This is a genomic window from Nocardia glycosmidis, assembly GCF_052545115.1.
The window spans coordinates 187,775-200,457 of record NZ_JBQWRH010000010.1; the positions used below are offsets into that span (position 1 = coordinate 187,775).

12 protein-coding genes are annotated in these 12,683 nt (G+C 66.1%); 4 read left to right on the forward strand and 8 right to left on the reverse strand.

Features of this window, described 5'->3' with window-relative positions:
* Positions 1-804: a hypothetical protein gene (locus ACT86A_RS15145; protein ID WP_445092748.1), complete on the reverse strand. Its 804-nt coding sequence runs from the start codon at positions 802-804 to the stop codon at positions 1-3.
* A gap of 717 nt (positions 805-1,521) precedes the next feature.
* On the opposite strand from ACT86A_RS15145, the gene ACT86A_RS15150 reads away from it, so the two are divergent.
* The 4 genes from ACT86A_RS15150 (at position 1,522) to ACT86A_RS15165 (ending at position 3,793) form a co-directional block, all read left to right on the forward strand.
* Positions 1,522-2,028, forward strand: coding sequence for a helix-turn-helix domain-containing protein (locus tag ACT86A_RS15150; protein ID WP_445092749.1), 507 nt, complete (start codon positions 1,522-1,524; stop codon positions 2,026-2,028).
* Positions 2,025-2,225 (forward strand): hypothetical protein, encoded by a 201-nt coding sequence (locus ACT86A_RS15155; RefSeq protein WP_445092750.1) that lies wholly within the window; start codon positions 2,025-2,027, stop codon positions 2,223-2,225. Before ACT86A_RS15150 ends, ACT86A_RS15155 begins: the two co-directional genes overlap by 4 nt.
* Before the next feature lie 60 nt (positions 2,226-2,285).
* Positions 2,286-2,834, forward strand: a complete 549-nt coding sequence (locus ACT86A_RS15160) for a GNAT family N-acetyltransferase (RefSeq protein WP_445092751.1) — start codon at positions 2,286-2,288, stop codon at positions 2,832-2,834.
* Positions 2,835-2,896: 62 nt separating this feature from the next.
* Positions 2,897-3,793, forward strand: coding sequence for a hypothetical protein (locus ACT86A_RS15165; protein WP_445092752.1), 897 nt, complete (start codon positions 2,897-2,899; stop codon positions 3,791-3,793).
* Positions 3,794-3,800: 7 nt separating this feature from the next.
* Here ACT86A_RS15165 and ACT86A_RS15170 read toward each other — a convergent pair whose 3' ends face one another.
* From ACT86A_RS15170 to ACT86A_RS15200, 7 genes are all read right to left on the reverse strand, one after another.
* Positions 3,801-4,943, reverse strand: coding sequence for an SCO2521 family protein (locus ACT86A_RS15170; protein WP_445092753.1), 1,143 nt, complete (start codon positions 4,941-4,943; stop codon positions 3,801-3,803).
* 1 nt (position 4,944) lies between these two features.
* Positions 4,945-5,958, reverse strand: a complete 1,014-nt coding sequence (locus tag ACT86A_RS15175; RefSeq protein WP_445092754.1) for an SCO2522 family protein — start codon at positions 5,956-5,958, stop codon at positions 4,945-4,947.
* A gap of 59 nt (positions 5,959-6,017) precedes the next feature.
* Positions 6,018-6,929 carry an SCO2523 family variant P-loop protein gene (locus tag ACT86A_RS15180; RefSeq protein WP_445092755.1) on the reverse strand — a complete coding sequence of 304 codons (912 nt, stop codon included), beginning with the start codon at positions 6,927-6,929 and terminating at the stop codon, positions 6,018-6,020.
* A gap of 2 nt (positions 6,930-6,931) precedes the next feature.
* Positions 6,932-8,824, reverse strand: a complete 1,893-nt coding sequence (locus tag ACT86A_RS15185) for an SCO2524 family protein (protein WP_445092756.1) — start codon at positions 8,822-8,824, stop codon at positions 6,932-6,934.
* A gap of 243 nt (positions 8,825-9,067) precedes the next feature.
* Positions 9,068-9,919 carry a TIGR02569 family protein gene (locus ACT86A_RS15190; RefSeq protein ID WP_445092757.1) on the reverse strand — a complete coding sequence of 284 codons (852 nt, stop codon included), beginning with the start codon at positions 9,917-9,919 and terminating at the stop codon, positions 9,068-9,070.
* Positions 9,920-10,152: 233 nt separating this feature from the next.
* Complete coding sequence (moeZ, locus tag ACT86A_RS15195; RefSeq protein ID WP_445092758.1) at positions 10,153-11,337, reverse strand: adenylyltransferase/sulfurtransferase MoeZ; 1,185 nt, start codon at positions 11,335-11,337, stop codon at positions 10,153-10,155.
* A gap of 165 nt (positions 11,338-11,502) precedes the next feature.
* Positions 11,503-12,675, reverse strand: coding sequence for a DUF3152 domain-containing protein (locus ACT86A_RS15200; protein ID WP_445092759.1), 1,173 nt, complete (start codon positions 12,673-12,675; stop codon positions 11,503-11,505).
* Positions 12,676-12,683 lie beyond the last annotated feature (8 nt).

Here is a 12,683-nt window from a genome sequence, read left to right on the forward strand (position 1 = left end):
TTAAACCCCCAGCTCCTCGATTAGATTTTCGCGATGACGAATATGCTGATACTCGAGATCCTCGATAGAATAACTAGAGTAATCTCCCCGGATCTTGAAGGTAGGGCGAAGCTCTCGGACTCTATCCGCGCAGAAAATAATCTCATCAACAATCTGGGCAGGATCGACCTGCCGCGCCCATTCCGGCCATATTCGTATGGAATTCATTTTAAAGCGGTTCGCATTAATTGAAGTTACTGGTTCGTTCTGAATCCACACTCGACCGTGAACCTCGAATCCCTTCCGGCCGAAAATGCGCATTTGGGTTTCACGATAATCAGCCCAACTTGCAGTTTCAAGCAATAGCGCTAATATCGTACGTTGATCAGGAACTGCACACTCGTGACGAAATTCTCCGCCAAAAAATCTCCCAGATTTGATGGTCCCACCCAGGTAGATTCCAATCGCTTGTTGGTACGCGCGCATCAATTCCCTACCAGCGTCATTTCCATCCACGTAGCGGTGCCACTGCGGGCTCAACTGTATTCGTGTCGGCAAGAGTCCGCTATCGACCTGTAAAGTTGCAAATTTGGAACCATTCCAGCTTTGCGACTGGCCTGTATCAAATGGCCTCAAATTTGAATCTACAGTCCGGGAATGCTGCCCAACGGATTTCGGATAGGGGCCTACATTCTGCGGAGGCTCCGAAATAATCCGTGGGGATGGCGGAGAGTGATTGGGATTTCTTCTATTCACCTCTAGGGGCTCATCATCCCAGAACTCGTCTGGGTCGTCATAATGGTTGAACCACCCTCCGGTCGTCATCACAGCGCCTCGCGGCAGATACGTGTAGACAGCGGACTATTCGTTGAACTCGACATCACACCCCCTGTTAGCATATGCTGGGCCGACCTTGGCCCAGCAAGCGACCATCATTCCGGCAGTTTTGCGCGTTGTCAATCCGGAGAATATTTGACAGGCACTTCCAGCGGCGATCGCCTCCTCTGTCGATTAGGAGCTTATCCGCCGTGGCCCGCAACAAAATGTATCGAAGAGCCCCTGCGGACCAGCCCACTTAGCGGTCGAATCGTGCTATCGCCAGACGGCATGAGGACCCGCTGAGGTAGGAGGGGCCGAGGGCCTTGTTCCGTCATCCACCATTGCGACATGCCTGTTTCGGGTACCGAGCGGCCACAGCTTCCCGAATACAAGACCTAAGAAGAGCTGAAGAGACTCCCAGACGAGATCGCAAGCCAGATCGAGCTGTGGAACCACCGCGTGGTCTGGGGGCGCCGTGTCCCTTCGGACAGCATCGCGATCGACTTTCCGTTCCTGATCACCATTCCCTGGTCCGAACTCGAGTTCTGAAGCGGCGGGACCATCGACCCGAAAGCCACGCCTGCTGAATCGAACTCACCAAGTGCGGTATACGGCCGTCTCGGACACCTGAACGACGCGAGCCTCCACTCTAGTGTCCCGCCGCCGGGAATTCGTTGAGTAAGTGGGTTGTAGGCTCGCCTGGTGGCGCGGACGGGTCGGCCGGTGGCCGAGGTGGTGTTGACCGACGAGGAGCGGCAGACGCTGCAGCGGTGGGCGCGGCGGGCGAAATCGTCGCAGGCGCTGGCGCAGCGTTGTCGCATCGTATTGGGTTGTGCGGCAGGTAAATCCAATAAGGAAGTGGCTGTAGAGCTGGGGATCTGGCCGCAGACGGTGGGTAAGTGGCGCAACCGGTTCGTCGCCCGGGGTATGGAGGGCTTGGTCGATGAGCCGCGGCCGGGCGGGCCGCGCACGATCACCGATGAGCAGGTGGAGGTGGTGCTGGTGGCCACTTTGGAGCGGCAGCCGGCCGACGCCACGCACTATCGATCCAGGCTCTCGAACGCGACATCCGCGATTGGATCGCCGTCTGGAACGAGAACCCGAAACCGTTCGCCTGGACCAAGACCGCAGACGAGATCCTCGAACGACTCGCCTCATATCTTCAACGAATTCCCGGCGCGGGACACTAGAAGCCTGACTCACGCCGGGGCGGACAAAGGTGGGCTTTGAACATCGCGCAAGGGACGGGGGAGCCGGTGTTGCGGTCTGCGTCGCTGGATGATCTCGCGGAGATCGCCGCACTTGAGCAGACGGAATTCGGCGAACTGGCGTATCCGTACTTCGCGCTGCGCCAACTCTTCGATCTGCACGGGACGCACCTGCTACCTCGCCGCCGAGCACGGCTTTCCGCCGTCCCTGCCCGATGAGCAGTGCCTGCGCCCTACTCTGGATACCGGACACGAAACGGGGCGACAGGGGGCGAGCCTGTGTATATCGCGAAAGAGGTTGGGGCGCCGGTCTTCCGGCTGGCCGTCTTGGCGGATCTTACGCAAATCGGCGCGCTGGAGCAGACGGAGTTCGGCGAGTTGGCGTACCCATACTTCGCGTTGCGGCAGCTTTTCGATCTGCACGGAAGTCATTGGGTTGTCGCCGACCTGGATGGCGCCGTCTGCGGCTACGCGATGGTGGCGCTGGGCTCGCGGCGGTGTGCGTGGGTGATCGGGCTCGCGATCGCCCCGCACTGCCGTGGGCGCGGCTATGGTCGGGCGCTGCTGGATGACGCGCTGGAGCGTTGCCGGATCGCCCAGGTGGACGAGGTGTTCCTCACCGTCCGGCCGACTGATCAACTGGCGTCGAACTTGTACAAGACGGCCGGTTTCGTCCGGATCGGCTACGAAGAGCACTACTTCGGCGCCGGTGAGCCGCGCGACGTCCTGGTACGGCGATTCGCCCGCCCTCCAGGGGCAGCATCGATCACCGATCCGGCCTCGGACATCTGGCGCAAGCCCGGGCGAAGACCCGAGCCGAGCAGCTGAGCGGCGTTGGTATGGTGAATATTACGCCGTCATGACGGACCGGCTGCGGGGGGAGGATCTTGATGACCGAATACGAGAACCCGGTCACCCACCTGCAGTTCGGGAATTCACCCGACATCTGGATCGACCAGCACGCCACCGGCTACGCCCAGGAAGTCGCGGATTACCTGGACGAGTTGAGCGCCGGGACCACACAGCCGGACGAGAAGCCGCTGCTGGATTCGTTCAACAATCACGTCGAAAAGGTGGTCACCGCTTTCGATCACACCAAGATCAAGCATCGCGGTGACAGCCTGCTCTTCTCCGCTATCTACACCGCCGCGGCCGACGGCACCGCCGCGATGGACGAGGTGCTCCAGCGCGCGCACGTCGAACTGCTGATGGCATTGCTGGCCGCGGAGGTCGAACTGCGCGGACCGCTGAGCCTCAGCCGGACCCAGAACATTCGCTTGGCCGAGATCTACGAGGATCTCGGCCACCGCTTCCTCGCTGCCGCGCTGCCCGGCCGGCGCGGCAAGCCCTTTCTCCCTGGGCACGCGGCCATGGCGTTTCTACGCGCCGCGGGTCTCCACGCGCTCAACGAGGACGTCGACGCTCAGGACCGGTGCGGTCTCGCGTTGGCCCGCGCACGCAGGGCAGCGACCTATCCGGCGTGGCGACGCAGTACCGGATGGATCTCGGACCTGTTGTGCGGCTATGGCTATCGGCCGTTCCGGCTGCTCGGCTGGATCGCCGCGCAACTGCTGCTGTACAGCGTCGGGCTGTGGTTGAGCACGTCCCTGCCGATCACCACAGCGCTGCACATCTGCCTGATCAATTTTCTGAATCCGGTGGGCCTCAGCGATCTCGAAGAGGTCGGACTGATCGGACGCGCCCTGCTCATGGTCGAGGCGTACGCCGGGATCGTATCGACCTCAGTGTTCTTCGCATTGCTGGTCCGCCGATGGTTCCGGCTGTGACCGGAGGTCAATCCGGCGCGTTGATCGTGGAGCCGCGCATGGCGGCCAGCGTCGCCACCGACATCCGGTCGCGCAGCTGACCCACCCGCGCCGACCATTCCCGGGTGAAGCCGGGGTCGCGGTCCAACTGCTCCCACAGCCCGCGCAGCGGCGGGGGCGTGTGCGCACCGGGCATCCAGAGGTGCGCGAGGTGGGTGAGCAGTGGCGCGATGAGGGCGGCCGATTCCCTGCTGGACGCGGGGTACAGATCGGCCTCTTCGACCACCGTGTCGGCGACGGTGAGCAGCCAGTCGTGCAGCGCGAGATCCTCGCAGAAGCGATGCGCCATCTCGAGTTCCGACTCGTCACGCACGGTGACCAATACTGTGCGGACCAGCTCGTCCTGCAACTGGAACGTCAGCGTCGGCTCGGGGATCTCGGCGAGCCGCGCGGCCCAGCGCAGCCGCGCCGTCCGGGTCTGCATCGGCGCATGCTGATCCAGCCGCACATCCATACGAATCCTGGCGAGCAGCCGCTGACTGATCGACGCCAGATCCAGGACGCCGTCGGGCTGCTCCCCCGCCGCGAGAAAGCCGGCGGTCAGCTCACCGCTGGTCGCCTCGGTGACCTTGGACAGCACCTCCGTCACCCCGACCCGGGTGAGGTAGTGCGACCAAGTCTGCCGCTGCCGCACCGCAGCCGGCACGACCGTGGTGTGCGCCGAACTCAGCAGCACCCGTCCACCCGCGACCACCGCGTTGGTCGCCACCGTGCCGATCGCGCGCACGCCGCCCCGCGGCCCGGTGGCCAGCTGGCAATCGACCCCGACCGCGGTGGTCGGCGACGTAGCCAGCGTGGTCGGACGCTCGCGCCACAGCACCCGGCGGCCGGGTATCAGCGCGAGCAGTTCCTCCAGCAAGTCGCGGCCGAGCGCCGTCGAATCCGGCACCAAGCAGGTGCGGACCTCGCCGAGCAGAATCAGCGGACGCGCAGCGGAAGGCGCCGGCGCCGCGTCTGTTTCGGAGTCCGCGCGCTGGGATCTTCCGGCCAGTCGCGGTTTCCGCACCGACCGGTGGTCGCGCCTGTCCCGGGCCACGGCCGCCAACCGGCGCAGCCGCTCGCCGTGCGAGGGGTCAGCACCGCCGGAACCAGCCCGCGACGATTCGCTCATATCAGGACCCATCCAGCAGATAGTGGCTCATCCGCTCGGTCGCCTTGCGCGGCACGGCGACCGGGACATCCTCGTCGCCGCCCCGCGCCGTGATCTGTTCGATCACTTCCTCCTCCAGGTCGACGTGATCCAGGATTACCCGCACCGCGTGCTCGATACCCAGATACCGCTGCGGCAGCAGCGACAGCGACCGATAGGCGGCGAAGGGTTTGGCCTGCGGGTTGAGTTTCACGACAGCGGGCATCTCCCACCACTGCCGCGGCCACCCGTCCTCCGGTCGCCACAGCTGCGGGTCCACGATGGGTTCGCCTTCGTAGCGCAACATCCCGAGCCGCAGCAGCTGCCAGATCGACGCCAGGAAGGGGCACGACCATTTGGTGTGCACCTCGGCGCGTCCGTTCACCTTTTTGGTCTGCTTGCTCCACATCTGCACGTCGAGGAAGATCGAATGCTCGCGCCGGCCGAACTCCTCCGGCGGTTCATACGGCAGGCGGTGCATGGCCTGCCCGGGCTCGTCGTCGGAGGCCCGGCGCCCGTTGCACAGCCAGCCGGACTCCGCGGTGGGCGGACGCCGTCCGTTCGAGCCTTCCGGCGGCTCGGCCACGATGCGCGCGGCCACCATCTCGGCCAACGGGATACGCCGATCACCGGACGAGCCGGACGGCGCCTCCCAGCATCCCGCCTCGCGGGCCAGATAGTCGATGGTCACGCCGCATTCCGCGGCGGCGCCGAGCAGCTTGCCGAGGATTTCGGCCGGGTCGGTGTCGTGCCGGAAGTAATCGTCGATCAGGAAGCAGGTGCTCACCCGCGCGCGCGGCCCGTACTCGGCCTGCGCCGCGGCGGTGAAGGCAGGGATCAGTGGCGCGATCTTGCGGAACTGCGCGCGGATTCGATCCTCGCCGTTGCTGAGATCGTTCATATAGAAGTGGCCCACCTCGATGGACAGGTGGGACAACGGGACCTGGGCGACCCGCGGACGCTCGGTCGCCTCGCTGTAGCCAGCTATGTGGTCCAATGCTGATCGACACCCCTTCCGGCATCGTGCTTTTCGCGAAAGCCTAGGCGAGTTCGGAGCTATTCCCAGGTGGCGGCGTGCAGGAGGCGCCCGGCAAGCTGATTGAAGGCGGCGGATGTCTCCTCGTTGGCGATGCTGTTGGCCACATCGGCGTCCAGGATGATCTGCTCACGCCATTGCAGCACCGGCTCCACCGGGGTTTTGCCCAGCAGGGATGTCGCGCCGAGGCGGTTCTTGCCCGCCAGCGTGACCAAAGCCCCGTTCTGTTCCTGCAACCACTTGACCTGCGCCGCGCCGGGTCCACCGGTCATCTCGTTCACCTGCGGCACCGCGGTCCGCACGTAGCGGATGTTCGCGAGCAGTTTCTGCGGGTCGTGCCGGTACTGGCTGCCGGTCTCCAGCAACCCGTGCGGACCGTGGACCAGCCCGCTGGCCGCCAAGATGTGCTGGCGGGTCCAGCGGTGGAAAACCAGCCAGCGCACCGTTTTCGAAGCCAGCTGCGGAGCCGCCGTCGCGCGCAGCGCCAGCTCCATCGCCAGTGAGCGGCCCGCGCTCAGGTCCACGAAACAGACCTTGAATTCCTGTTCGAGTCCGACGAACAGTTCCGTGCAGCGGCGGACCACGTCGTCGTTGACGTTGTCGAACTCGGCGCCGCCTTCGTCACCGGGGAACAGTACGAGCCGTCCGGTCCTGGTGCGCATCTTGCGCAAGCCGGCGCGATCGGTCTTCGCGCGCACGTCGATCTGCCGGGCGATGCCGTTCTTCCCGAGCAGATACTCGTGCAGTCCGTCGCCATCGGGGGTCCCGCGCTCCACGGAACCGATTTCGAACAGTGCGCCCGCAGTCGGTGAACCGAAATCGAAATCGAGATAGGCCACGCTCAGCCCGCTGAGGCACAAACGGTAGGCGAGGTTGCAGCTGGTCACCGAACGTCCGGTGCCACCCTTGTCGGAGGTCGCGAACACGATCATGATTACGTGGCCCTTGTCGCGTCCATGCGGGCATATGCCAGCTTGTGCAATTCGCGTAGCGCGTCGGCCGCGAGCACGAACGCCGTGCCCGCCTGCCTGCGGGCCACCAATTGCCTGGCCTGCTCCAGGTTCTCCTCTACCCGGTCGAGAGTGATCCGGTTCTCCGAAACGTCATCGATGCTGACACTCAGCATCTCTTGGTTGAGCAGATGCTCGGCCTCGTTGAGCAGTTCGACCGCGCGCACCACCATCGCCGGCGAGGTCAGCGGTGGCTCGCGGAACGTGCGGTCCGCCGTGACCAGGCATTCGATCACGCGCTCGGTCATGTACCAGGACGGCTGCGTCTCCCGCGGCGTGCCGTTGCCGAAGGCACCGGCCGGGTCGTCCCAGAGTCCGGCCCCGCGGCCGGAGCTGATGACGCGCGCTTCCAGATGATCCATGGTCGATTTGGCCAGATCCATCAGCCGGTCGCGGGCGGTGATATTGCTGGAGAGCCGGGCTGCCTGCAACAGCCGTTTCAACAGCACGGCAGCGAAATCCGAGACCTCCCACTGCAACAGCGGGCCGTTGTCCACGGTCTCAGTGCCACGCAAGGACAATCGCACGCCGGGTGCGTGCATACGCACCGCCGGGTCATCGCGCGTGGTCCTGCGGATGATCCGGCCACGTCGGGCGAGTTCGTCGAAAATCGCCACGGCTCTGGTCAAGTCGTCATCCGAAGCGGTCCGGTTGACCAGATCCTGGATCAGCACGGCGGACACGATAAGACTGAAGTAGTCCGACTCCTCGCCGTCGGAGGTGCGCCACGGGATATCTTCCAGCGGCCACGAACCGGAACCGAACCGGGCGACCGTCGACCAGTAGCGCTGGGTCAGGTCCCAGCGGATCCGCAGCGCCTCGGCCAGCCGGTACTGCTGTTCGTCGAGCAGGTCCAGTTCCCGGGTGCGTTGCGAGATCAGGTCGTTGATGCCGTCCAGCGCGATGACGGTGAAGTACAGGTAGGGGCGCGGGTCGGCGATGCCGGGCTGCTCGGCGATGGCAGCGTCCACGAAGTCGACCGGGGCCGAGTCGCGAACCAAGCCCCAGCTCCAGCCACATTCGAACAGCAATTCCTCGTCGTCCAGCTCGGTATCCGGCGTCTGCCCGAGCGTGATGTCATTGCGCAGCCGGGCGCGCACCCGCTCCAAGCTGCGTGTGATGCCCTCGGCGACCGCCTTGGTCGGCGCATCGCTCTGATTGAGCATGCCGAGCATCACTTGTCCCGCATCGGATTTCAGCTCCACGGTATTGACCACGAAACTGCGCACCAAACCGGTCATCGCGGCGGTGAGGCGGGCGCTGAGCCTGCCGGTGAGCTGCTCGATCCGCTCGATCAGGTTGCCGCGGCCCTCCGCGCGCACCCAGCCCTCATAGACCCGCAGAAAGCGCAGCCCGGCCAGGCACAGCGTCAGCGACATGGAATACGAGTCGACGACCTCGATATCCCGCTGCACCGCAGTGGGTTCGCGATCGTCGGCGGAGCGCAAGTAGCTGCCCGCGGCGAAAATGGGATCGCCGTCCGGCGCACCGTTGCTGTCCGGTTCGCCGTTCGGTCCCACCCGCTCGGTGTTGCGGGCGATGTAATCCTCCAGCAAGGCGATCACGACGGTCCCGATCTTCGTCTGACCGCCGAACGGCGACAGCACCGAGCCGACATCGTCGGCCATGCTGTCGGGACGATCCAGCGCCAGGCTTTCGATCTCGGTCGCCGGATACAGCAGGCACAGCAATTGCTCGGAATCGCTGATCGAATTGGCGGCCACGCGACCACCCCACTGCCACGCGGCGCCGTCCCAGGACACCGACAGCGCGGCGCGCCACAGATCCAGAATCTGTTGCCGCGGTTGAATTCTCACCCTGCCCCGTCCTCAGCCCCTCGTCGCGGACCGCGCTGATCTCCGAACCCGGCGGAGACTCACGGCGGCGATACTGCGGAAAACTTAGCACGGGGGGACACGCACGGCGTCCGGCTCCGAGCGATTCGACAGCGGCTGCCTCGTGCCTTCGCTCGGCCCGGCGTGGACCGCAGCGTGGTCACCGCCGGCCCGACCGTTGTCGCACTGGACAAAAAGCCATTACCACCAGCGGATATCGCGAATTCAGAGAGTCAGCCGAACCATATCGGCCGTGCGCGCCAGACCGGGCAACGCCTGCGGCGTGGAGCGCGGGTGCAGCGCATGCACCGCGAGCCGGAACATGACCGCCCGCAACAACATCTGCGGCCACTCCGGCAGATCGGTCCAGCGATCCAACAGCCCGTCATCCGCGCCGCCCCAGGCCAGCGCGTCGACCACGATCACCGCCGCCGCCCACGGCACGGGCCGCCAGTACGGGGTGATATCGGTGAGACCGGGAGTCCGGGCGCCGGCGAACAACACGGTGCCGAACAGATCGCCGTGCACCAATTGCGCGGGCGTCCGCACCGGCTTGCGCAGCGTGGCCAGCTGACCGATGAGCTCCAGGCTGCGCCGGCCGTCCGGCGAGGTCGACAGCAACCCACCGCCCGCGCGCAAACTGCGCAGCGGTACCGCCTCCCACGCGGCGCGGTCCGCGGCGACGAACACGTCCACGTCCACCCAGGGCACGACCGGCGGCTGCGAAAGGAAGCGGGGCCGCTCCAACTTCGCTGTCGCCTGATGCAGCCGCAGCGACACCGCGACCACCTCGTCGTGCCGTGGTTCGGGCGCGCCTTCCAGATAGGTGTCCGCACGCCACCCGGACACGACATAGCGACCATCGGTGGCACGCACCGGGTGGGCCAGGCGCAACCCGTCCACCCGCAATGTCTCGCGCACTTTCGCCGACCATGCCGCGCGCGCGTGATCGGCGACCGGACTGAGCACCACATCCCCGCAGCGCCAGCCGCCTTCCCAGTCGCCAAGGGCGATCGGGGTCACTTCGCGCAGACCGAACGTGCCCCGCACATGCTCGGGAGGTTCCACAGAAGTCACGGCCGTACCGTACGCCGTACCGGTTTCGGCTTGGCCGCGGCGCGCCGTGGGCGGCTCGCGCCCGGCGCCGCAGCCACCGCCCGGACCACGGTGCGGCGAGCTCAGGCCCCGCGATCGGAACGCAACGCAACCCCATCGGCTCAACCCTGCTTTTCGAGCGCAGCGAGACCGAGCATCCCCCCGTCCGAGCCACACAGGGGCCGCGAACCCGCCGCGCCCGCGCGGCCGAAAACTCAGTACACCGGCAGCGACTTGTCGATCTGGTTGGCCCAGGCGATCACGCCGCCTTGCAGGTGGGTGGCGTCGGCGAAGCCCGCGCGCTTGAGGGCGGCCAGGGCTTCGGCGGAACGCACGCCGGTCTTGCAGTGCAGCACGATGGGACGGTTCTGCGGCAGCTCCGACAGCGCCTCGCCGGACAGGATGCGGTCCTTCGGGATCAGCTTGGCGCCCTCGATGTGCACGATGTCCCATTCGACTGGCTCGCGCACGTCGATCAGCTCGATCTCCTTGCCCGCGTCGAACAATTCCTTGAGCTCGCGCGCGGTGATGGTGGACCCGGCCGCGGCCGCCTGGCCGTCCTCGGACACCACCCCACAGAACGCCTCGTAGTCGATCAGCTCGGTGATCGGCCGGCGCTGCGGGTCACGGCGCAGCTTGATCGTGCGGTAGTTCATGTCCAGTGCGTCGTACACCATCAGCCGGCCCAGCAGGGGCTCGCCGATACCGGTGATCAGCTTGATCGCCTCGGTCACCATCACCGATCCGATCGATGCGCACAGCACGCCGAGCACCCCACCCTCCGCGCAGGACGGCACCATGCCGGGCGGCGGGGCCTCCGGGTACAGGTCGCGGTAGTTGATGCCGCGCCCGTCCGGCGCGTCCTCCCAGAACACCGAGACCTGGCCCTCGAAACGGTAGATCGAGCCCCAGACGTACGGCTTGCCGGCCAGCACCGCGGCGTCGTTGACGAGATAGCGGGTGGCGAAGTTGTCGGTGCCGTCGACGATCAGGTCGTACTCGCGGAACAGCTCGACCGCGTTCTCGGGTTCCAGCCGGATCTTGTGCAACCGCACATCGACACCGGAGTTGATCTCCAGGATGGAGTCGCGCGCGCTGTCGGCCTTCGGGCGGCCGATGTCGGATTCACCGTGGATGACCTGGCGCTGCAGATTGGAGGCGTCCACCTCGTCGAACTCGACGATGCCGAGCGTGCCGACACCCGCGGCGGCCAGGTACAGCAGGGCGGGCGAGCCGAGCCCACCCGCGCCGATCACCAGTACCTTGGCGTTCTTCAGACGCTTCTGCCCGTCCACGCCGAGGTCCGGGATGATCAGGTGTCGGCTGTAGCGGGCTACCTCATCCCTGGTCAGCTCCGCGGCCGGCTCGACAAGTGGCGGCAGGGACTTGGGTGATGACACGTCCAGGACTCCTCGAATATCTTGGCCGATCGGACGGCGGTACAGCGCCCTTCGCGGGCGCCGAACTATGCAACACCGACGACCGAACGGTTCTTCCCGCTACATCTGTTCCCAGTACATCGTGACGCATCCTGTGACCCGCCACGACAACCGCCCCGCCACGTCCTATCCACGCGGGTAGGGCCAGGGGTTGAACCGGCAGCGCTTGCCGTCCATCGGGACGACGCCGTGCGGGTCGAGGGCGGCGATGTCGTCGTTCTTGGTGCCGAAGGTCTGCTGCATCATCACCGGCGCCAGCCCTCCGTCGGTCTCGCACGGTTGGTGTTGTTGATAGCCGATGGCGTGGCCGACCTCGTGGTTGATCAGGTACTGCCGATACGACCCGGTGTCGCCCTCGAACGCGAGTGCGCCACGCACCCAGCGGACCTCGGAGAGCACCACGCGGCGGCTACCCGCGTTGTAGCAGGAGGTGTCGATCGGGATGTCGAAACCGCACTCCTTGCGGCTCGATCCCCGTGAGGTCAGCGAGATGCGGAAGTCGGCTTCGCCCCGGTCGACCCGGCGGAACGCGAACTTGCCGTCGTGCGCCCAGCTCTTCGGATTGGCGAGGGTGGAGTCGATCATCGTGGCGACGGCCGAGTCACCGCCGAAAGCGGAGGTGTCCACGCCGTCCTCGATCTCCACGGTGTAGCGGAAGACGCTCTGCGTGCCGGTGCCGACCTGGGCGGTGGTGCCTGCCACGACGTGCCAGACTCCCGCGCCGGTCTCGGCGAACGCACCGCCCTCGGGCAACGCACCGGTGGGCAGATCGGTGGGAAAATGCCCGTCCCCGGGCGGGGCTCCGATGATGCCCGCGGTCGCGGTACGCGGACTGAGGCTGCCGGGCGCGGGCGGCACGGCGACATTGCTGGGGCTGGCGCGGATCGCGTCCACGACCACCAGCACAGTGATCACGGCCAGTACCGGGAGGGCGTACGCCCGCCAGCCGTAGGTCGAGACGAATCTGCCGAGAGCGCTTTGCTTCTTGACGTCCCGGTCGGGGCGGGCCCTGGCTCTGCTCTCGTCGGGGGCGGTGGGATCCCAGCGGGCGCGCAGCGGCTGGTGCGAACGCTCACCGTTGCGGCGGTAGCGGCCGAGCGGATCATCGATCGATACGTCGTCCTGATTCCGTTGCAGCGCAGTCGAATCGGGCTGGTTTCCAGATGATTCCGGAGTATCCGTGGAGCGCTGCCGGTTCCGGGCCGGCCGGCCGGGTGATGCACCGTCCGAGCCGGACCGCGTCGCCGCCCCGGTTCGGGCCGCTCCGTCCGAGCGCGCCTCTGGCCAGGTTCTCGCCATGGGGCCCG